Below are 21911 nucleotides of genomic sequence, written 5' to 3'. Positions count from 1 at the left end.
CGGCATGTACCATAGTGGTGCTGATAGGGGAGATATGGCAGATCCCCCGATCTGGCCGTGCCCGCCCTGTGCACAATGGCGCTCTGGCAAAAGGACCGCACGACCAACCTGCTGGCAGGTGTTGCAGTCAATGTGCTGATCGTCCTTATTCTGTCCCTTCTTTTTGTGCTGATTCACCTCACGCTGGACCACCCGTTTACTCTGGTCGTAGCTATTATGCTGCTGTCCTTCGCATTCTTTTTTCTGGCTTCGGCCAGCAAGCTCAAGCCTATCTCCTATCTTTTGGGGTTGATTGTTGTGTTTGCGCTGATCGTTGCAGATCAGGCTCCCATTGGTGAGTTAGCAACCCGCGCTCTGCTGTACGCCGATCTGTTCATTCTGGTGCCCGGCGCGGTCATGATCGTATGTGGCCCACTCATCTGCCCCTCGCCTGCCACACTTCTGATGCGCGAGGTTGCAGCGCGCCTGCGTCTGTGCGCCACCTTGCTCGAACAGCCTGACCGCTACCAGCTCGACTACGCCCGCACGACATTACGCGCCGGCACCAGCGGCATGCTCAAACTGCTGAAAATGGCCCGGCTGGAAAAAATCCTAAGCAAGGACCATCTGGCCCATCTGGAGCAGGCCGCCTACTCCAGTGCCGCAGCCCTTGCACTGACCCACACAGCCTTCCGTCATGGGGAGATACCACCAGAAGGGCAGGATTTTCCGCAAACCCTGCGCAACATGGCAGAAATTTTCTCGCATAACGGCTACACGCAGGATGTGCCTCTCCTGCATGCTTCCCCCAGCACACCGGCTCTGGCCGAACTTGCGGCCCTGCTCCACGTCTTTACCATCCCGGCTGAACCCGCCGCACAAAACACCCGCACGCCCGAAGCAAAATCGGGATTTTTTGTGCCCGATGCGTTCAGCAACCCCGAACATGTCCGCTTTGCCGTCAAGGGCACGGCAGCGGTGTTGATCAGCTATTTTATTTTCACCATTCTTTTCTGGCCGGGCATACACACCTGCATTATCACCTGCTTTATTGTCGCCCTACCCACCGTGGGAGAAATGACAACAAAGCTCCGGCTGCGTATTAGCGGTGCACTGGTAGGGGGCAGCATTGGCATTGCTCCATTATTTTCATCCTGCCACATCTTTACAATATTGCTGCTTTTCTACTGCTGATTTTTGTTGTGTCCCTGTTTGCCTCATGGATCAAAAATGGTGACGAGCGCATAGCCTATGCAGGCTTCCAGATCGGGCTTGCCTTTTTTCTGAGCGACCTCAAAGGGTATGGCCCCACCGCAGACATGACCACGGCCCGCGACCGTATTATTGGCATTCTGCTAGGCAATTTTATTACTTATGCCGTTTTTGTTACGTTCTGGCCCACCAGCGCCTATGCCCCGATTGCACAACGGTGGCATACCCTGCTGGATAGCCTGAAAAAACTGACAACAACCACAGATCCCGCCGAACAGGTCCGGCTGGCCTCCACCGTGCAGGAGGACCTGTCCGATGCGGAGCGGGCACTGGAACTGGCCGAGGCCGAACCGCAGCACATGCGCGCCCACATGCCGCTCCTGCCCACCTACGCCATTTTAACACGACAGACGGCCATTGCGGTCGAGGACGGGCTTTTACCCGCCCAACGTCAGACCGTGCAGCACCAGATACAGGATATGGAACAGGCTCTGACATGATAGACCGCGCACAGACCCGGATCCTGCTTGCCATACCCAGCCTGCTACTGAGCCTGTCAGGCTGTGCCACACAGGCCCTGAACAGCGCACCCGCGCGGCCGGATATGCCGTGGCAGCCCAATGTTGCCGCCAATGGCGAACTCCTGCCCGGCAAGGCGGGACGGCGGGGGCTTATGCTGCCCCCCGGTTATGTGCTGCCAGCTAACCACGCCATAACGCCCCGTGCGCCGGATAGTGCGATAGACCCTGCACACCCATACTCGCTCCCCGAGCTGATCGACATTGCCCAGTCCAACAACCCCAGCACCCGCAGGGCGTGGGATGCGGCACGCAATGCGGCACTTACAGTAGGCATTGCGCGCACCGCTTATGTACCCCACCTGAGTGCTTCCATTGTTGGCGGCTATGGCACCCGGCACAATAACAGCGACCTTACTGTTGAAAATGGCGGGCTGCCGGGCAGTATCATCAACAACATCGACACCCCCAGAACCCACAACAACGGGCATGGGGAGGTGCAGACGCTGAACATGGAATGGCTGCTGTTCGACTTTGGCAAGCGCGAGGCCATGATTGATGCGGCATCCCAATTGCAACTGGCCAGCAATGTGCTGTTTACCGCCGCCCATCAGAAGGTCATTTATGGCGTAACACTGGCTTTTTACACCCACGCCGCAGCCGTTGCCCGTGCCGGGCTGGTCGCGCAGTCCCTCCGCAATGCCCAGACCATACAGGCTGCAGCAGAAGCACGCCTGCATCAGGGACAAGGCACTGTAGTGGATGTTGCCCAGACCCAGCAGATGACCGCTCAGGCAGAGTTACGCCTTGTTCAGGCCCAGAACGGAATTGAAAATACCTATCTGGAACTCATGACCGCCATGGGCATTGCCCCTGCCACGCGCCTGCACACGCAGGATGTCTCCGGGCGGGTGCTGAACATAGACGACATGCGCATGACGGACGAGATGATCCGCACTGCCGTATCGCAGCGCCCCGACGTGCTGGCTGCCTATGCCGCAGCAAAAGCCGCGCGCAGCAATGTTACCGCTGCCAAAGCCGAGTTCCTGCCCAAAGTGTTTGTAACCGGCAATGTCGCCTACACCACCGGGCATCTGGCACTCTCCTCCGTGCCCGGAGCCGGGACCGATTCATCCCCCACCCTCAACCTGTCTTCCAACAACTTCAGCAGCCTTGTGCTGGGCGGTATTTCTGTCCCCATTTTTGATGGCGGGATGCGTGCTGCCGTGCTCAGGCAGGCCCAAAGTCGGGCAGACAGCACGCAGGTCACGCTGGAGCAGACAGTAGACGACTCTGCCAAGCAGATTGTTGCCGCACAAAACGGCCTACATACGGGCCTGAGCGCCTACCGGGCAGCCACCAAGCTGGAGGCTGCCGCCCAGACCAGTTTTGACGCAGCCTTTGCGGCCTATCGCAGTGGTGTTGGTTCCATAACACCCGCAACACTGGCCCAGAGCGGGCTGGTTGATGCACAACTCGCCCGCTCGGATGCCTATTACGCAGCCCTTATTGCTGCTGCCAGCCTTGGCTTTGCAACCGGCGCACTGGGCCAAGCCCCGGCTCAGGGTCTGGAAGAGGCACCCCGGTAGCAAAAACACGCAGCCTCGTGCCCATCCAGCATACCAACCGCCTGCATCCACGCCTGCGCGGTTGTGGAGCCAACAAAGCGGAAGCCCTTGTGCTTGAGGGCTTTTGCAACCCTGCCCGACAAAGGGGTTTGTGCCTCCAACCCTGTGCCGCGCTCGTGCGCCTGCGCTGCGTGCACCATGCCCCATGCAAATGCGGCAAAATCCTCTCCTGCGTTGTGCATGGCCAGCCAAGCCTGTGCATTAGCAATGGTCGCAGCAATTTTGGCACGGGAGCGGATAATACCGGCATTTTCCATCAACCGCGCCTGATCATCGGGGGTAAAGGCCGCAACCCTGTGCGGGTCAAAACCACAGAATGCGGCGCGGAAGTTCTCACGTTTTGCAAAACCGTATTCCACGACAACCCGGCCTGAAATGTTTCCAGCACCAGCGCCTCCCACAGGGCGCGGCTTTGCGTAACGGGTTGCCCCCATTCCCGGTCATGGTAGGTGCGGAGCAGGTCATTGGCCTCGGCCCAGTCACAGCGGACCAGCGCGCCGGTGCCACCCGGCACCACGTCAGGAACGGGGCGTGTCACTGGTGCGGATCAGGGCGAACTGGGCACCACCTTCCGCCTCCCGCTGGGCGGTGGTGCGATTGCTGGCCGCATAACGCTCGGAGACAGCACGCAGGCTGGCAGGGCCGCACGGTCCCCCCGTAGCAGGCCAATCAGTGCACGCGCACGCAGGGCCTCCTCCTCGCTGGCAAGGCTGTAGTGGATGGTGCGGGATTCGCGCCGTGGCACCACAATTTCGGCCCGCCGGAGCGCGCCCAACTGCTGGCTCAGGGTTGGCTGGCCAATACCTGTGCAAGTTTCCAGCTCTCCCACGGCCAGAGAGCTGTGCTCCAGCAGAGCATCCAAAATCATCAGCGTTGTGGCTGGGCAAACAGCTTCATACGTTCGACAAGCTGCCGTGCTTCCTCAACGCACAGAGCGCTCATGCCTCGTCATCCGGCTGCATGTTCATGAACCAGTCCGGGCCTGCAGCCATGACCTCATCATACGTCTGGCCTGCGGGCAGCACCACATCGGCACCCGGCATCCAGCCTTCCGGGGTCATGACATCGCCACGCTCCACCCGTTGCAGGGCGCGCAGGACACGGAGCATCTCGGCCACGGAGCGGCCAACTGTTGCGGGGTACCATGTGATGACCCGCACAATACCGCGCGGGTCAATAAAATATGCCGCACGTACGGTCGCACTATTGCGCGCATCCAGATCCAGCATGCCATAGGCGCGGGCAATAGCCAGAGACGGGTCCTCAATCACGGGGAAAGGGATGGTCACGCCAAAGCGGGCGCGTATGGCCTCCAGCCATGCCAGATGGGCTGGCAGACTATCCACCGACAGACCGACAAGGGCGCAATCCATGGATTCAAACTGTGGTACGGCACGGGCCATGGCAATAAATTCGCTGGTGCAGACCGGGGTAAAATCAGCCGGATGCGAAAACAGGATCACCCACCGCCCGCGCAGACTGCTAAGCGTGAAGTCACCCTGAGTGGTCCGGGCCGTAAAATCTGGGGCCTCGTCTCCGATCTTGAGGGAGGAGGAAAGAGGCACCAGGGGACAGGCATCTGCTATGCGATCATTCATGGCAGTTTCCTTTACGCGAAATCCCGATCTTGACGCAAGATGGTTTCATATTTAGTGAAATCAAATATACAATGTTACAGTAAGTTATAAATGATTGGAGTCTTCGCATGTCGGATACCGCCATCACAGCAGCTACGGCCCAGATTATGATGATGCTGCGCCACCCGCAGGACCGGCCCGTCGTGCGGAGCTTTTTTGACCCTGCGACCTTTACCGCAAGCCATGTTGTGCATGACCCCGCCACAGGGCAGGCCGCAGTCATAGACAGCGTGTTGGATTATGACCCCGCATCTGGCCGCACCAACTATGCATCTGCCCAGCAGATCGTGGACTATGTGCTGGAGCAGAAGCTGCACGTAGTCTGGCAGTTGGAAACCCACGCCCATGCCGACCACCTTTCCGCCGCTCCATGGTTGCAGGAGCAGCTTGGTGGCCAATTGGCCATTGGGGCAGATATTGTGCGGGTTCAGGAGGTTTTTGGCAAAATATTCAACGCCGGAACAGAGTTCGCGCGCGATGGCTCCCAGTTCAACCATCTATTCAGGGATGGTGAGGGCTTCAAGCTCGGTCATCTGGAGTGTATTGCCCTGCATGTACCCGGCCACACACCCGCAGATATGGCCTTTGTCATAGGGGACGCCGCTTTTATTGGCGATACGCTGTTCATGCCCGATTATGGCACCGCCCGCGCCGATTTTCCCGGTGGGGATGCACGCATGCTGTACCACTCGATCCGCCGCCTGCTGAGCCTGCCCGTGCAGACCCGCCTGTTCCTGTGCCACGACTACAAAGCCCCCGGGCGCGATACATTTGCGTGGGAAACAACGGTAGGGGCCGAACGCGAGCATAATATTCATGTTCATGATGGCGTGGAGGAAGATGCATTTGTCAGCATGCGCACCACGCGTGATGCAAGCCTGAGCCTGCCAAACCTGATCATGCCATCCGTGCAGGTCAATATCCGCGGCGGACATATACCTGAGCCTGAGGACAATGGCGTCAGCTATATCAAAATTCCCGTTAATCGCCTGTAAACCTCGCGTGCATACCCAGACCACCCTGATTGCGGAGAGCCCATGTTAACGCCCCACATCCTGCATATCGCGCTGGAAATTGCCTCTGGCGGCATTGTGGGGTTTACCCTCGGGCTGGTTGGGGGGGGGCGGCTCCATTCTGGCCGTCCCACTTATGGTGTATCTGGTGGGTGTGCCCAATGCCCATGTGGCTATTGGCACCAGTGCGCTCTCTGTCTCCATCAACGCGCTGGTCGGGCTGGCACATCACGCACGCAATAAAACCGTAAAATGGCGCTGTGCAGGAATTTTTGCCCTTTGCGGCGTTGGTGGCGCTTTTCTGGGAGCATCACTTGGCAAGGCCATGGACGGCAAACACCTGCTGCTGCTGTTCGCCATCCTTATGATCGGGGTTGGGGTTCTGATGATCCGTGGACGCCACAATACAGGCTGCCCCGGCGCAAGCTGCAACCGGCAGAACGCACCCAAGGTCATGGGATACGGGTTTGGCACTGGTGTGCTTTCCGGCTTTTTTGGCATTGGTGGGGGGTTTTTGATTGTACCCGGCCTTATGGCCTCGACCAGCATGCCTATCCTTAACGCGGTTGGCACATCCTTGGTGGCTGTTGCAGCATTTGGGCTGAGCACGACCTTGAGCTATATGCTCTCCGGTTACGTCAACTGGCAACTGGCCGGAATGTTTATTCTGGGTGGCGCCATAGGGTGCAGCATCGGCACCAAGGCATCCCGCGCGCTGGCAGGGTCCACGGGCAGGCTGACCTCTGTTTTTGCCGGCCTAATCTTTGTCGTGGCTGCGTATATGATCTGGCAGGGCGTCCACCAGCTTATGGGTTAAGCACCTCCGGGTCTTACGCGAACGTATTTTTTTACAGGCTGTCCGCAACACGGCTGTTCGGTTCCGGCTGCGCCAGTGTCTGCCGCGCACTGGCCATGGCCTGATGAAGCTGGGCATAAATATTCCCCTCCCCCAGAGCCGCAGCAATATGGTGGCGCTCCATATCGGCCAGCGCATAAGAGGCTACCCTGCCAAAAATCACCCTTACCCCACGCATCTGCAAGCGGAACAGCACATCACGCACCACGCTGGCAGCAGAGTAATCGATATCCGTAATAGCGCTGCAATCAACCACCACGCAGCGCACCGGAGTGGGCGGGTTGCACAGCAGTAAATCAATATCCTCCGCAAACAGCGAGCAGTTCGCGTAAAACAGGTCAGCGCAAAAGCGATAGATCACAAGCCCCGGCTCCGTCTGCATACCGGCGCGCACGGGGCTTGCCTCCAGCTCATGCGTTACGGGGTCGGGCCTGAGCACCATGGTATGGGGCCGGTAACTATGCCGCACATGCCGGAACAAGGAGAGGGCAATGGCAATAAAAATCCCCTGCTCCACCCCAATACTGACCACGGTCGCCAGCGTAACCAGCGCCAGACGGAACTCCCCCGGACTCTCCTTGCGGATATGGTTAAGGGCTGCCACATCAATCATGCCCACAGCAACACAGAACACCACAGAGCCCAGAATACAGCGGGGCAAATACTGGAGTGGCCCGGTAAAAAACAGCAGTACGCACAAGGTGACTGCGGCAAATACAAGCTGCGCCCGCTGGCTTGTCGCCCCGGCCTGCACGGCCATGGCGGTCTGGGTCGGGCTGCCATTGACCGTAAACGTGCCACTCAGCCCCGCCACGGCATTGGCGGCACACAGGCCTACAATATCGGCATTTGCATCGACCGTCTCATGCAGCCGGTAGGCAAATGCGTGTGATGTCGCCGCACTTTGCGCAATAATGACAAACACGCAGGAAGCCGAAACGGGCAAAAGCGCCAAAAACTGGTGCCATGAAACTACGGGCACCAGAAAATGCGGCAGCCCCCCCTGCATAGGCCCCAGAACAGTTACACCATAGCGCGCAAGCCCCAACAGCCAGCTCAGGCCAAGTGCACCCAGCACAACCACCAGCGCCACAGGCCGACCGGGCAGAAAGCGGCCACCACACAGCAAAAGCGCGCAGGCCGCGCAGGAAATGGCAAGCGAAAGCAGGTGTACATGCGCCACAGCCTGCACAAGCCCGACAAACTGGGCCACAGTATTGTGTGACCCTGCCTCCAGCCCCACCATGTCGTATAACATGCTCATGCTGACTTGCACGCCAACACCGGCCAAAAAACCAACCAACACCGTGCGGGACAAAAAATCCGACAAAAAACCCAACCGACACAGGCGAGCAACCAGCAAAAACACCGCATTAAGCAGGGCAACCGCGCTGACCAGCCGCATGTAGGCAGCACTCCCCACCGGCTCTATTTCCGATAAAGCGCTGGAGAAAATAGCAGCGGTAGCAGAATCAGCCGCAACCACCAGATGGCGCGATGAGCCAAACAGGGCAAAAGCCACCAGCGGAAAAAGCACCGTGTACAAACCAGTTACCGTGGGCATGCCCGCAATACGCGCATACCCCAGAACCTGCGGAATGTTCATGGATGCCAGAGACAGCCCCGCCCACACATTTTTGCTTATGGTCAACGGTTTTTGCCACCAGCCGGTCACTGTACGCACGTGGCACCTGCTCCTTTTTTGCCTCAACCGTGGTCTGCCGCAGCCCCTACCGGACAACCCCGGCCCTTGCCAGCCTTGCAGAACATGCAACAATTACGCCTTTATAAAAGGGGCATGTAACATGACTGTAACAGTTTACCACAATCCATCCTGCGGCACGTCGCGTTCCGTGCTGGAACTGGTGCGTAACGCAGGGATAGAACCCGAAGTGGTGCTTTACCTGAAAAACCCTCCCAGCCGTAAACAGCTTGAAGAAATTGCCCGCCAAGACCCGCAGGGCGCACGCGATCTTTTGCGCACAAAAGAAAAACTATGCGCAGAACTCGGGCTGGACAAGGCAGACGTGACAGATGCCCAGATCCTGGATGCCATTGCCGAGCACCCCGCACTGCTCAACCGCCCTGTTGTTGTCACCCCCAAAGGCGCCAGAGCCTGCCGCCCAGCCGATACGGTGCTGGCACTTCTGCCATAATCCTGAACCTGCACAACACAGGGAACACCGGCACAAAAAAGGGCATTGTCCGGCTTATGACAAACCGGACAATGCCCCCATATTTTAACGCAGCTTATTCGTGCGTGCTTACACCCTCGGGCAGAGCATAGGCGATGATGTAATCCCCCACATCAGGCGAATGGCTGGCACCGCCTGCGGAAATAACCACATATTCCCGCCCTGTTTTGGGTGAGCGGTAAATAAGGGGGGCCGCCACGGCACCCACTGGCAGGCGCTGCTTCCACACCTCCTGCCCGGTCCGCGCGTTCAGGGCGCGCAGGTAATAATCCTGCGTGCCTGCAAAAAAGACCAGACCCGATGCCGTAGAGGTCGGTCCACCCAATGTGGGCATGCCAATGGGGACGGGCAGATGGGTCTTGATCCCCAGCGGCCCCAGATCCTCCACCGTACCCATGGGAACCTGCCACACAATTTTTTTGCTGTGCAGGTCAATAGCCGTCATGGTGCCAAACGGTGGCGTGCTGCACGGCACCGCCAGAGGGGATTGCAGGATATCAATCTTTACCCCGCCATAAGGGCCAGCAAGCTGCGGGCGTATGGTACCCATAAAGCCCGGCACCTCGTCCGTTGAGACCTTGAACTTTTTGGCGTTCTCCCGCGTGACCAGCGACATCCGCAAAGGCATACGCATGTCGTTGACAAACATAAGTCCACTGTTCTCATCAATGGAAATGCCACCCCAGTTCATCCCGCCCAGAAGACTGGGCCATTCAATGTACGGTTTTTCGCCCGGTGGTGTAAACGGCCCTTCGTACACCGAATTTTTGAACATGATCCGGCAATAAAGCTGGTCAAACGTGCTGATGCCCCACATAGCACTTTCGCTCAGCGGGTCTGCGCCAATGGTCGGCATGCCAACAGAAAACGGCTGGGTGAGGGAGAGTTGCTCACCCTGCCCTGCGGGCGATGTGGGCACCGGCTTTTCCACCACCTCTGTCACGGGTTTACCTGTGCGGCGGTCCAGCACAAAAATATGCCCGGTCTTGGTGGTCTGAATCAGCGAGGGAATACGCTCGCCCTGCGCGTTGGTGACATCATACAGCACTGGCTGGGACGGCAGGTCATAATCCCACACGTCGTGGTGAATCAACTGGGAGACCCAACGGGTCTGGCCTGTAGCCGCATCTACCGCCACAACCGCCGAGCCAAACCGGTTGTTGGCCGCACTACGATCTCCAGCCCAGTAATCTGGCGGTCCGTTGCCCGTAGGCAGGTAAACAAGGTTCAGTTCCTTGTCATATGTCGGCACGGTCCAGACATTGGGGGTGGAAAGCGTATAGGTCTGGTCGGGGGCGGGTGCATGCGTGTTATCCGGGTTCCCTACATCCCACGCCCAGGCAAGCGAGCCGTCACGCACGTCAAACGCACGCACAACGCCCGAAGGCTCACCGGGCATAATGTCACGCACCCAGCCACCGATAACAACCAGATGCCCCATAACCACGGGAACCGCGGTGGGGTGGTAGCGCTTGCTGTTTTCGGTCGGCCCCATCTGCTTTTTAAGGTCTACAAACCCTGCATCGCCAAAGCTTTTGCAAAGCGCGCCACTGTGGGCGTCCAGCGCAAACAGGCGCGCATCAACAGAGGAGACCAGAATACGCTGGCGGCATTCCGAGTTGGGGGAGCTGGCCTTCGGCTCCTGCGTCAGGCTGGTATCCGCGTCCTGATCGTAATACCCGATACCACGGCAGCTTACATGCTCGGCCGTTCTTGCTCCGGGGTTAAAAGCCCAGATTTTCTGCCCCGTATCGGCATCAATAGCCGTAATCAGGTTTTCCGGTGTGCAGGAATACAGCACATTCCCAATCTGCTGAGGCGTATTCTCATCCGTACCAAAACCACTCCCGCTTATGCGGCGACCAGTACGGTAAACCCATGCAACCTTGAGCTGGCTGACATTAGCGGGCGTAATCTGGTTATAGGGCGCAAAGCGTGTGCCTGCGGCATTACGGCCATAGAACTCCCAGTTCTGCGGCGCATCGGCCCGACCGGCCTGCGCAACGGTGGCCTCTGCACTCAACGCACTGGGGTTGGCTATACGGCCATGCGGGTAAAACGCTGCAACCAGCGTGCCCACCAGGGCCGCCAGCACAGCCAGACCACCCAGAGCGCTCCAGCGCCGCACAACTGCACGGATATTGGGGAACAGAGCTGCCAGCCAAAGACCAAGTGCCAGCAGAATGGCAGGCACAACCAGACGCGGCAGCAGCTCCCAGTAACCAATATGGGGCGTATCGTACAAAGCCCATACGCATGTCGCCGCAAATACGGCGACGCTGGCAGGCAAAGCGCTGCTTTTACGCAGGAAAAACAGCGCTGCCAGCCCAATATAGGCAAGCCCTGCCAGCAGGTAATATGCTGAGCCCCCCAAAGCCAGCAACTGTCCACCACCATAGGTGAGGGCAAGCCCAACCCCGGCACTGAGCAACGCAAAAAGAACCCGGTACACATTGGTCAATGTGACCCAAGCTCCCGTCCTGAGCGGTTGATCCATTTTTTTCTCCCAATACCCTAAACTTCCAGAGACCTCAGTGCCGCAGACCTGGATAAACCGCCCTGACTGATCCACACCCCGCCATTCCTTGGAAAGATGGAGGTCTGTGTTCCATTACCTTCAATTCTGTCAATAATAATTCAGTGTTTTTAAATCACGACCAGTCGCTTTCAAGCAGACGCTAGCTTTTTTCCGCAACATTACAGCGTCTCATCCCGCCCTGTATCACGTTGCGGTGAACCTGAGCACGCCCCGCCAGATAGACAAAACCAAGCCTGCCTCTGAGGCCAGACTGGTGCAAACCCCGAAATAATTCACAAACCATTGAATTACAACAATTTATAAAATTCTTCCGATATTAAAAGAGCTGCTTAGCCCCCAACAATCCATACTGGTTACGTATGGGTTATAACAGATTCATATATTGGACATTCCCCCAGCATCGCGCGTTTACTTACCGCAAAACCCGTCCACGCAGGGTTCTATTTTTTGAGGAATGCACACCCATCATGACCTATACAGTTGGAATGTATCTGGCCGAGCGTCTGGCACAGATCGGTCTCAAACATCATTTTGCCGTGGCGGGGGATTACAATCTGGTTCTGCTGGACCAACTCCTGCTCAACAAGGACATGCAGCAGATCTACTGTTGCAACGAACTGAACTGCGGCTTTAGTGCTGAAGGTTACGCACGCGCCCATGGTGCCGCTGCAGCGGTTGTCACCTTTAGCGTGGGTGCCATTTCCGCCATGAACGCCATTGGCGGTGCCTATGCGGAAAACCTGCCTGTAATCCTGATCTCCGGCTCGCCTAACAGTAATGACTATGGCAGCGGCCATGTACTGCACCACACACTGGGCAATACCGATTATGGCTACCAGTTGGAAATGGTGCGGCATGTAACCTGCGCTGCGGAAAGCATTACCGATGCCGCCTCCGCCCCCGCGAAGATCGACCACGTCATCCGCACCGCCCTACGTGAGCGCAAACCGGCCTATCTGGAAATTGCCTGCAACGTATCCTCCGCCGAGTGCGTACGCCCCGGCCCTGTGACCGCCCTGCTGGCAGAACTGACACCCGACACCACAAGCCTGAACGCCGCTGTGGATGCTGCCGTGGCCCTGCTGGAAAAATCCGAGCGGGCCGTCATGCTGGTTGGCACCAAAGCCCGTTCCGCCCATGCGTTGAGCGAAACCGAAGCACTGGCCGACCGTATTGCTGCGCCGTAACCATTATGGCTGCCGCCAAAGGGCTGTTCCCCGAGGACCATGCCAACTTCCGTGGCCTTTACTGGGGAGAAGTCTCAGCCCCCGGTACGCAGGAACTGGTGGAAAAAGCTGATGCCGTGCTGTGCATTGCTCCCGTGTTCAACGACTACTCAACCGTTGGCTGGACCGCATGGCCAAAAGGTGAGAACGTGCTGGTCGCTGACCCCAACCGCGTAACCGTGGGTGGGCAGACGTTTGAGGGCTTTACCCTGCGCGAATTCCTGAGCGCACTGGCCAAAAAAGCCCCCTCACGCCCGGCCAGCGCACGGGAGTCACACTACACGCCGACCAAAATTGCCCCTGCCACCCCGGATGCACGCCTGACGAATGACGAAATGACCCGTCAGATCAACGGTATGCTCACGTCCAAGACCACCCTTGTGGCCGAAACGGGTGATTCCTGGTTCAACGCCATGCGCATGCACCTGCCACGCCACGCACGCGTGGAAACGGAAATGCAGTGGGGCCATATTGGCTGGTCTGTTCCTTCCTCCTTCGGGAATGCCATGGGGTCACAGGAGCGCGAACACATTGTCATGGTGGGGGATGGCTCCTTCCAGCTGACGGCGCAAGAAGTCGCCCAGATGGTGCGTTACGAACTGCCGGTCATTATCTTCCTGGTGAACAATCGTGGTTACGTCATTGAAATTGCCATCCATGACGGGCCTTACAACTATATCAAGAACTGGGATTATGCCGGTCTGATGAACGTGTTCAACGCGGGTGAGGGCCATGGTCTGGGCATGACCGTCACAACCGGTGCGGAACTGGCCGAAGCCATTAAAAAGGCGCAGGCCAACCACCGCGGCCCAACCATTATCGAATGCCAGATTGAACGGACGGACTGCACCGAGATGCTGGTGCAGTGGGGCAAGCGCGTAGCGTCTGCCAATGCCCGCAAACCTCAGATTTCATAACCGACAACACATATTCCATGTGAAAAACGCTCCGGATTTATATCCGGGGCGTTTTTTATGCATGCAACTATGCACTCCCCACTACATGCTTGAAATCACATGATTTTATAATCACTATTTAAAAATAATGTTGCGCAAAATCCACTTTTGCTTTTCCTAAAGTCCATGCTCAGATCTGACGCAGGGTTTGTGGTCGCCCATCCTCCCCCACAGCAACAAAAACAAAATTGCCTGATGTAACCTTCTGCCGAATATTAGTGCGCCGGATACGCCGCACGGACTCCGCACAGATGGTAATGGAGGTGCGGCCGACCTTAACAATACGCGTATATACATTCAGCTCATCCCCCACCGCCATGGGGTGATGGAAGACCATGCCGTTAATGGCCACTGTCACACATTTGCATCCGGCAAACCCTTCCGCCGCCGTGCTGGCGGCAAGGTCCATCTGTGCGGCAACCCAGCCGCCAAAAATATCGCCCGCCGCATTGGTATCCCGCCGCATGGCAACAACCCTGACGGCCAGATTCTCATCCGTTGCCCAGTCACTCGGCTCAGTATTACCCACGTTCACCCCTTCTGCTCACGCTGGTCCATTATGGGGTCATGTTTCTCCATTCCCTGCAAAACATACAGAGAAATCTGCACACCTCCGCCATGCCTGTACCAAACGTGAAAAAATCCTGCTCACAACCGTAATTCAGTGTTGCCAGAAATCACGCAATTGTTATAAAAAATGTCAAATTATTGCTTCCTCATATCGAATTTTGTTTTACACGAATCTAAAAATACAGGCATATTCGCGCCATGGAGGGGTAAGTTATGTACAGATACGCTGTTTCTTTTGTGGATCAGGCATATACCAATATCCGGGACAATATGATTCCGACCACCAGCAATAATAATGCAGATAGTATTCAGGCAACGGTCAGCGGATCTGGCGAAGTTTACGCCAATGATCTGAAGGAAGCCCGCGTGAATGCTAACGAAAAATTTGTGGACAAAACGATTGAAAACATCATGAAAGAAAAAAATTCCGGGGCTTTTTACGCGTAGATACATCCTTTCTTCTACGCAAAATCTCTATTTAAATATCAACATTCTTCCGCATATTTTTATTTTTGAAATAATTTAACACAACATACTTGTATAAATACCACTCATTAGAGACGTCCACTTTGTAAGGCTTAGCCAGAGACCTGCCGAGTGGATGTGAGTCTACATTTCTATTTAATTTTTCTGCGCTTCAAACTGCCTTATGGTCTGGCCATAAAGTCATTTTAGCAGAATTGAACTCCCCATGGCAGCGCCCCAGATCTTCCGTTGCAGCAAAAGCGACAAACTCATCCTGTCGCCTGAACATATTGAAAAAACTGTACTTTTTTCTGACCATGACCCGGAGACACCAAGCCCGGCAGTCGGGGCTAGCCGCCCTCGCCTGTTCCATGTTCTTGGGCCCGGGCTCATTACCGGTGCGTCAGATGATGACCCAAGCGGCATAGCAACCTATTCACAGGTCGGGGCGCAGTTTTCCTATGGTCTGTCATGGACGCTTCTCGTCACATATCCGCTCATGGTTGCCATACAGACAATCAGCGCCCGCATCGGGCGTACAACTGGGTACGGGCTGGCGGGTGTGCTGCGGCTGCATTGTCCGCCGTGGCTGGTTAGCAGTGTTATCGTGCTACTTCTGGTTGCAAACATCATCAATCTTGGCGCAGACCTTGGCGCAATGGCAGATGCGTTGCACCTGCTGCTTCCCGTACATCGTGCACTTTACGTTCTACTTTTTGCCACCATTTCAATTTCCATGCAGGTGTTCTTGCAGTACACTCGCTACGTAGCCGTGCTCAAATGGCTTACACTGGCCTTATTCTCGTATTTTGCTGCACTGGCCTATGTGCATGTTCATTGGCACACGCTGGCATGGTCTCTGGTCTGGCCTGACCATGCCCTTACGTCGGACTACCTGACCGCTCTGGTAGCAATTCTCGGCACCACAATCAGCCTTATCTCTTTTTCTGGCAGGCCTCGCAGGAAGTGGAGGACATGCACGTCCACCCCCGCCGCACACGGCTGATTGATGCGCCAGCCCAGGGAAAAGACGCCCTGCGCCGTATCAGAATTGACACTTTGGTTGGCATGGGTTTTTCCAACCTTGTTGCATTGGCCATTCTGATTACTACAGCCGCAACCCTGAACGTGAGCGGCATTACAGATATTCAGACATCAGCTCAGGCCGCAGAGGCCCTCAGGCCTATTGCAGGCAATTTTGCATCTCTTATTTTCACTCTTGGCATTATTGGCACAGGCCTTCTGGCTGTTCCGGTGCTGGCAGGCTCCGCCGCTTACGCCGTGGGGGAGGCACGCCAATGGCCCACCGGTCTTAAACGCCGCCCAAAGGAAGCGCAGGCATTTTATGCAACGCTGGTCATTGCAACCCTAGTTGGCATGATCCTGAATTTTGTACCAATAGACCCCATAAAAGCCTTGTTCTGGAGCGCAGTGCTCAATGGCGTAGCGGCTGTTCCCGTCATGGTCATCATCATGCTTGTCTCTGCCCGCAAAGACATTATGGGAAATTTTATTGTTCAGGGCTGGTTAAAATGGCTGGGATGGACAGCAACCCTTCTTATGGCAGGGGTTGTTATGGCTATGTTGGGAGCTTTTTTATAACCAGCAGTAAAGCATAGACGAAAACCCGCCTCTCTATTCAGAACGCGTCATATACGCCCCTTGTAATGGTGAAATATGCAAAATGGCATGCCGAACATCATGCCATTGAGCATTAGAGTGCGGGGCAACACCGTGCGAGATCAAACTGTGCCGCACCTCCAGTTCGATTGGCGCTTCCACTTCTACGGACAGGCGATGCTGCTCCAGTCGACGGTCATGCCCAAGGCGTGAACGTGGCGCGTGTACTGTATTGCCAGCTGGTCCTGCGCAACAACATGCTGGCCCGCCATCACCATCATTGCCACACCAGCCGCTACCGCAGCCCCATGCCCGACCTGTTTGAACATATGATCGGGAATACAATGTAAAAACTGCTTCATACCAAATGAGGATACCAGAGCAGCCAAGGCGACAAAACCACCAGCCAGTAATGTTGCCTGACTGACCATGCCGTAGCTTACGTAAAGTGTAACTTTAACAAAATGCAAAAGCACATCATTCGCCGCACGCGTTGCAACAATTTCGGATTTATCCAAGCCTAGCTTGTGGTAGAACTGATTGAAAAGCAAACCGACAGCACCGGTAAAACCGGAAATAAACCCCGCCATAATACCAATAATGGGCAACCAGACCATGCCATGGGCTCCATCGTCCGCGCTATTTTTTGCTCCACGCTCACTACGTAGCATAAGCGGGAGATTTCCCAATAAAAACAGGCCGAGCAACAGGCTCAGATAAGCAGGCTGCATTTGCCTGAGCAGCATCACACCTCCCCAAGCTGCGGGAAGCGCCAATGGCACAAACCGAAACACAATAGACCATCGGATATTTCGGAAAAAAAATGCAATACGGGATATAGAGCTTACAGAAGTTCCAATAGACAGAGCCGCAGGAACGTTCTCAGGCGCAAGTATCAACCCCAGTATTGGCATAAGCACCAATCCGGCACCGCCCCCGGACACAGCACTCAAGGCAAATGCCACCACCGCGGTTGCGAATAGAACACTCCAAACAATCATCATTAAGCACTCCGCAGCACTGGTGTGCTCCCAAGTTACCAAAATGCCTCAGGCAGGCGTTATTTTAGACGCAGCCAATCTGAAAAATGACGCATGTAACAAAGAGTCTGTATAAATAACCTATGAAATATATTCATCGCACGAACCTGAACACACTTGATGTATGAGGGGGGGGGTTATTCTCAGCCAATACCCTCAAAAGGAGTTCTACTCCTGCATGCATACCCATAGCATTAAATATGCCAACATTGGGATTTTTATATTTCATGAAGTTCAATTTTTTGCCATGTTCCTTTATAAACAAAAATCAACATAAATTCCGGAAATTAAACGCGTAACAAAGAAGAAATATCTAGAATTTCCTCATTCACAATAGAATTTTTTCGTATAATCGATCAGTAATCACATCATACTTTAGACAAAACAATCTCTTATATACCCCGATACATCACCCGGAGCCCTAGTATGAACGTGGACGTACCCTGCCCTGCCGTATCAATCCTTCTGGTCGAAGATGATGAAAAAACAGTTTCTTATATAGAAAAGTTTTTTGAAAAATCACATATTCGCATAACCAGTGCATGTCACGGCGCTTATGGTCAGGAGTTGGCAGAATCTGGGTCATGGGATTGCATTATTCTTGACCGCCGCCTCCCCGGCATAGACGGTCTGACCATCCTCACCCACCTGAGGGCAAAAAATATACAGACTCCCGTTCTGTTCCTCACCACGATGGATGGTATTCATGACCGGGTCCGTGGTTTGCGCAGTGGTGGAGACGATTACCTTGTCAAACCGTTTGCCCTGACCGAACTCTCCGCAAGAATAGAAAGCCTGTTACGGCGCCACAAGGAACCTCTGAATACTACCCGTCTGGTTTTTGAAGATGTAGAAATTGACCTGTTGAACAGGGAAGTCTGGCGCGCAGGGTCAAAACTTTATATACAGCCTCAGGAATTAAAACTCCTTGAATATTTTATGCGGAACCCTTTTGCCCTTCTCTCACGCGAGATGCTTCTCCAAGCGGTATGGGAGATTGATTTTCCAATTCATACCAATCTTGTTGAAACTCATATCAGCCGTCTCCGGGAGCGGCTTGGCCGTCATGCTTCCCCATTGATCCATACCGTCAAAGGGCAAGGCTACATGTTACGGAACCAGTGAAATGAAGCGGCATACACGCCCCAGCGCTTACCAGTTCTCGATTTTCAAAAGTTCATCATTCCGGATTATGTCTATATTTACGGGATGTTTTGTCATAAGTGGTCTTTGTGTTATGGCCATTTCAGGATACCATAGCCTGTCCCTTTTAACCCGGCAGATGCAAAAAACTGTATCAGACGAACGGGAGGAGGCACTCTCCCAGGCTGGTATCCATGATATTGCCCACATGCGCCCAGTCATGACCGAACTGGTCAGGAATGGTCCAGGCTTTTACTACCTGCTACAAGATGCACAGGAACATATTGTTGTGGGCAATATGCTGCATCTTAAACCCACACAAGGCTGGCGGAACCTTACATGGACACACCGCTCCCTCCCGCCCGAGCACCGGCCAGTCATCGGGTATGGTTTAACCCTGCAAGATGGAGGTTATCTGTTTGTCGGGATCGATGCTGAACCCGTCCAGACCCTGCGCCGTGACCTCTGGTTTACATTTATCTGGGGTATGGCTGGCTTTATTATTATCGGTGCAGGTGGCGGCTGATTGTCAGCCACTTTGTGCTCGGTAAGATCGAAACAATCAGCCAGACAGCCCGCGACATCATGCACGGAGATATGTCCAGAAGGCTCGCATTGAATACAAGCGGCGATGAATTTGACCATCTTGCCACCAGCCTGAACGCCATGCTGGAAAAAAACGAATGCCTGATTACAAGTCTGCATCAGGTCACAGATGATATTGCCCATGATATGCGACGGCCCCTTGCCCATCTTGGTCAACATCTTGATGAAGCAATGCAGCAACCTCACTCGCCCTCTCAGGCAGATGCATTAAGCCACGCCAAAACCAACCTTAATGAAGCTCTGGAAATTTTTTCTTCCCTACTCAAACTCGCCCAGATGGAAGCGGGTGCAGACATTCCGGACAATCAAAATGTTTCTCTGCGGGGTATTCTGCTCTCCATTACAGATATTTATCGCCCCATAATGGAAGAGAAACAACAAACACTGAGCGTATATCTTGCTCAAAATGAAATGACCTGTTCAGGCAATAAAGTTCTACTGGTGCAAATGTTCTCCAATCTTCTGGAAAACGCCACAAATCACTGTCCTGCTGGCAGCACTATTGTCGTTTCATCCTTTATGTCAGACACAACAAATACGATCATCATTGCCGACAACGGCCCCGGCATTCCTGAACATGAGCGTGAACGTGTATTTGAAAAAATGGTCAGACTGGACCATAGCCGCTCAATTCCGGGTACGGGGCTTGGCCTAAGCCTAGTAAAGGCCATTGTTCGGTTACATCATGGCCGCATCACATTATTGGACAATGCACCTGGGTTATGCTGTAAAATTCAGTTGCCTTACCACAGCAAAAAATAATCCACCCTGACAGAACAAAACGGCTGTGAGTATACACACGGTGTTGGCATGACTCTGCATGTAAAACCACAGCACGCCACCTTGGGGATTTTATGCAGACTGGAATCAGCCATGCTGGAGCGCATCATATTCAACTTCACCACAAATAACTACTTATAATAGTGTTAAATTTTATATCCACAATTCATGCCATTGAAATTGCATAATTTTTCATATATTCAAATTTAATCGTATTATGTGGAGCATAAAAATTATCACCATGCGGGAAAGTTTGAAGCCATGATGCAGCTACAATCTCTTAAACCACGCCCTTTGGCAGCCCGAAAAAATGAGGGAACTCAAGCCATTGCGCGCGCATTCCAGATTCTGAGATTTGTGGCAGAACACCCCGAGCAGGACGTCCGCCTGAGAGATATTGCCGCGATGATTAACCTGCCCTCAGCCACCATTCATCGCATTTTGCAGGCATTACGCCGGGAAGGGGCATTAGAGCAGAATCTGGCAACCCGACGTTACAAAATCGGTAACAGCTATATTACTATGCTTGAGGAGATATCCAAAACGCGGTCTACAAGCCCTACCCACCAGAACGTCCGGGTAGCATACGCTCAAGAACGTGGTCCTTGAGGATCAAGTGGTGAAAAAGGGCAGCCAGACCATGACCTGTTGCAAGAATAATGATCAACCATGCATTCCAATCATGCAGACTGTGAATCCACAAAAGTGATGCTTTTTGAAAATGCGCGAATGGAGCGGGAAACAGCACCCCAAAAAAGCTCATTGGCTGCCCCCCGCCCCATCGCCACAGATAACCGAGCACAATTTCTGCCAAAATCAACGCATAAAGCGTGTATTCCACCCCAAGCGCTAACACTCTGCTCATCGGTTGCAGATGATTGGGTAGGTGCCGCCCTTTTGTAAGTCTCCAGACAACACGGAATACCATGATAACACTCAGTATTATTCCCGCTGTCAGATGTGTAACGACCATCAGATGATGCACAGGTTTTGTTGGCCAACTCCAGCACTCAGCCAACACAAACTGCAACAGCACCAAAAATGCCGTCATCCAGTGCAGGACAATGCTTGGCCCATCATAACGCTGGAATACTCTGGTGGCTGGAGTTGAATAAGTCATACATGTCCTGAAAAAATGGAGTCTGGCCTATAGTTCCTATCATACTGCCATGACACGAAGATGAACAAAGTATATTTTCCAAAAAATGAAAATTATTGAAAATTACTCGCAGTATCATAATAAAATATATATTGCAGCGGCATGCAAGACCTTGTTAGTCCTGAGTTACATTGACCTCGGCAGCAGGAAACCTCATGTCGCGCCTTCCCCCCCTGACCGAACGCCATGCTGTTGAAAAACTCGGCTGGTTACGAGCAGCCGTTCTCGGGGCCAATGACGGAACCCTGTCAACAGGTAGTCTTATTGTTGGGGTCGCCAGTGCGCATGCCACACACACCAGTATTCTGGTTGCCGGATTATCTGCACTTGTCGCAGGTGCCCTGTCCATGGCTGCGGGGGAATATGTCTCGGTCAGTTCTCAGGCAGATTCCGAGCATGCTGATATTGCCCGAGAAAAACACGAACTTAGGCTCAGGACCTATTAATGTATTGAACTGAGTGCACGGTTGTGATTCACAGGCTTACCGATGGAGGGTGGGCCTGTGAATGATGTGTTTATGCTGTCTGAGAGCCAGATGGGGCGGATTGAGCCATTTTTTCCACTGGCGCACGGAGTGCCACGCGTGGATGACCGGCGTGTTCTGAGCGGTATCGTTTATGTGATCCGCAACGGTCTTCAGTGGAAAGACGCTCCGAAAGCGTATGGTCCGCACAAGACCTTATATAATCGATTCATCCGGTGGAGCCGTCTGGGTGTCTTTGACAGGATCTTTGTCGCCCTGACAGAACAGGCTGGCCGTTCGAAGCA

General features: G+C 54.4%; 17 protein-coding genes and 6 pseudogenes. 15 read left to right on the top strand and 8 right to left on the bottom strand.

Translation table 11 applies throughout. The annotated features are described in order from the left end of the window. The first annotated feature begins 57 nt into the window (after positions 1-57). The 3 genes from JCM25146_RS17385 to JCM25146_RS05125 are packed head-to-tail and all read left to right on the top strand — an operon-like array spanning position 58 to position 3298. Positions 58-1173, top strand: a complete 1116-nt coding sequence (locus JCM25146_RS17385; protein WP_148298980.1) for a hypothetical protein — start codon at positions 58-60, stop codon at positions 1171-1173. An 8-nt stretch (positions 1174-1181) separates the two neighbouring features. Then, positions 1182-1691: an FUSC family protein gene (locus tag JCM25146_RS20625; protein ID WP_051544037.1), complete on the top strand. Its 510-nt coding sequence runs from the start codon at positions 1182-1184 to the stop codon at positions 1689-1691. Beyond that, entirely contained in the window at positions 1688-3298 is a 1611-nt protein-coding gene (locus tag JCM25146_RS05125) for a TolC family protein (RefSeq protein WP_025826354.1), read from the top strand. The genes JCM25146_RS20625 and JCM25146_RS05125 overlap by 4 nt, the downstream gene beginning before the upstream one ends. Here the strand turns inward: JCM25146_RS05125 and JCM25146_RS17380 are convergent. The 3 genes and pseudogenes from JCM25146_RS17380 to JCM25146_RS05110 form a co-directional block, all read right to left on the bottom strand. Continuing rightward, positions 3271-3851: pseudogene (locus JCM25146_RS17380) on the bottom strand (DNA-3-methyladenine glycosylase I). The gene JCM25146_RS05125 and the pseudogene JCM25146_RS17380 sit on opposite strands and share 28 nt — an antisense overlap. A 33-nt stretch (positions 3852-3884) precedes the next feature. Continuing rightward, positions 3885-4279 (bottom strand): annotated as a pseudogene (locus tag JCM25146_RS17375) (ArsR/SmtB family transcription factor). Then, positions 4276-4935, bottom strand: a complete 660-nt coding sequence (locus JCM25146_RS05110) for a peroxiredoxin (RefSeq protein ID WP_025826353.1) — start codon at positions 4933-4935, stop codon at positions 4276-4278. The pseudogene JCM25146_RS17375 and the gene JCM25146_RS05110 overlap by 4 nt, the downstream one beginning before the upstream one ends. A gap of 107 nt (positions 4936-5042) precedes the next feature. Between JCM25146_RS05110 and JCM25146_RS05105 the strand changes: the two genes are divergently transcribed. Continuing rightward, the gene (locus JCM25146_RS05105; protein WP_025826352.1) at positions 5043-5969 is read left to right on the top strand and encodes an MBL fold metallo-hydrolase; all 927 of its coding nucleotides are present in this window, start codon (positions 5043-5045) and stop codon (positions 5967-5969) included. A 42-nt stretch (positions 5970-6011) separates the two neighbouring features. After that, positions 6012-6804: pseudogene (locus JCM25146_RS17370) on the top strand (sulfite exporter TauE/SafE family protein). 31 nt (positions 6805-6835) lie between these two features. Here the strand turns inward: JCM25146_RS17370 and JCM25146_RS05095 are convergent. After that, positions 6836-8527 carry a SulP family inorganic anion transporter gene (locus JCM25146_RS05095; protein WP_277909551.1) on the bottom strand — a complete coding sequence of 564 codons (1692 nt, stop codon included), beginning with the start codon at positions 8525-8527 and terminating at the stop codon, positions 6836-6838. Between the two features lie 121 nt (positions 8528-8648). Between JCM25146_RS05095 and arsC the strand changes: the two genes are divergently transcribed. After that, complete coding sequence (gene arsC, locus JCM25146_RS05090; protein WP_025826350.1) at positions 8649-8999, top strand: arsenate reductase (glutaredoxin); 351 nt, start codon at positions 8649-8651, stop codon at positions 8997-8999. 94 nt (positions 9000-9093) lie between these two features. Here the strand turns inward: arsC and JCM25146_RS05085 are convergent, their stop codons facing one another. Beyond that, a complete protein-coding gene (locus JCM25146_RS05085; protein WP_035372020.1) occupies positions 9094-11535 on the bottom strand; it encodes a membrane-bound PQQ-dependent dehydrogenase, glucose/quinate/shikimate family in 2442 nt (813 codons plus the stop codon). A gap of 509 nt (positions 11536-12044) precedes the next feature. Here JCM25146_RS05085 and JCM25146_RS17365 point away from each other — a divergent pair. Then, positions 12045-13720 (top strand): annotated as a pseudogene (locus JCM25146_RS17365) (alpha-keto acid decarboxylase family protein). Positions 13721-13889: 169 nt separating this feature from the next. Here JCM25146_RS17365 and JCM25146_RS05075 read toward each other — a convergent pair. After that, on the bottom strand, positions 13890-14225 hold the full coding sequence (locus JCM25146_RS05075) for an acyl-CoA thioesterase (RefSeq protein WP_051544043.1): 336 nt from the start codon (positions 14223-14225) through the stop codon (positions 13890-13892). A gap of 341 nt (positions 14226-14566) precedes the next feature. Between JCM25146_RS05075 and JCM25146_RS05070 the strand changes: the two genes are divergently transcribed. Further along, a complete protein-coding gene (locus JCM25146_RS05070) occupies positions 14567-14776 on the top strand; it encodes a hypothetical protein (RefSeq protein WP_148298978.1) in 210 nt (69 codons plus the stop codon). Between the two features lie 244 nt (positions 14777-15020). Beyond that, positions 15021-16396, top strand: a pseudogene (locus JCM25146_RS17360) (NRAMP family divalent metal transporter). Positions 16397-16578: 182 nt separating this feature from the next. Here JCM25146_RS17360 and JCM25146_RS17355 read toward each other — a convergent pair. Beyond that, entirely contained in the window at positions 16579-17418 is an 840-nt protein-coding gene (locus JCM25146_RS17355) for a sulfite exporter TauE/SafE family protein (protein WP_081774760.1), read from the bottom strand. 462 nt (positions 17419-17880) lie between these two features. Here JCM25146_RS17355 and JCM25146_RS05050 point away from each other — a divergent pair, with 462 nt between their 5' ends. From JCM25146_RS05050 to JCM25146_RS24820, 4 genes are all read left to right on the top strand, one after another. Beyond that, a complete protein-coding gene (locus JCM25146_RS05050; protein ID WP_025826344.1) occupies positions 17881-18579 on the top strand; it encodes a response regulator transcription factor in 699 nt (232 codons plus the stop codon). Positions 18580-18691: 112 nt separating this feature from the next. Then, positions 18692-19123 carry a hypothetical protein gene (locus JCM25146_RS20620; RefSeq protein WP_148298977.1) on the top strand — a complete coding sequence of 144 codons (432 nt, stop codon included), beginning with the start codon at positions 18692-18694 and terminating at the stop codon, positions 19121-19123. A gap of 14 nt (positions 19124-19137) precedes the next feature. Continuing rightward, on the top strand, positions 19138-19965 hold the full coding sequence (locus JCM25146_RS17350; RefSeq protein WP_051544030.1) for a sensor histidine kinase: 828 nt from the start codon (positions 19138-19140) through the stop codon (positions 19963-19965). Positions 19966-20244: 279 nt separating this feature from the next. Continuing rightward, positions 20245-20592 carry a helix-turn-helix domain-containing protein gene (locus JCM25146_RS24820; protein ID WP_148298976.1) on the top strand — a complete coding sequence of 116 codons (348 nt, stop codon included), beginning with the start codon at positions 20245-20247 and terminating at the stop codon, positions 20590-20592. Here JCM25146_RS24820 and JCM25146_RS05040 read toward each other — a convergent pair. After that, the gene (locus JCM25146_RS05040; RefSeq protein ID WP_025826342.1) at positions 20543-21103 is read right to left on the bottom strand and encodes a cytochrome b; all 561 of its coding nucleotides are present in this window, start codon (positions 21101-21103) and stop codon (positions 20543-20545) included. The genes JCM25146_RS24820 and JCM25146_RS05040 overlap by 50 nt on opposite strands. A gap of 194 nt (positions 21104-21297) precedes the next feature. Between JCM25146_RS05040 and JCM25146_RS17345 the strand changes: the two are divergent. Continuing rightward, a pseudogene (locus JCM25146_RS17345) lies at positions 21298-21570 on the top strand (VIT1/CCC1 transporter family protein); the annotation flags it as partial. 75 nt (positions 21571-21645) lie between these two features. Further along, positions 21646-21911 (top strand): transposase (locus JCM25146_RS05030; RefSeq protein ID WP_148298975.1); only part of this gene is annotated, 266 nt, incomplete at its 3' end.

The organism is Acetobacter okinawensis JCM 25146 (genome assembly GCF_000613865.1).
GTDB lineage: Bacteria > Pseudomonadota > Alphaproteobacteria > Acetobacterales > Acetobacteraceae > Acetobacter > Acetobacter okinawensis.
Note: the sequence above shows the minus strand (reverse complement) of the source record. Positions and strands in the feature narration are given on the sequence as shown.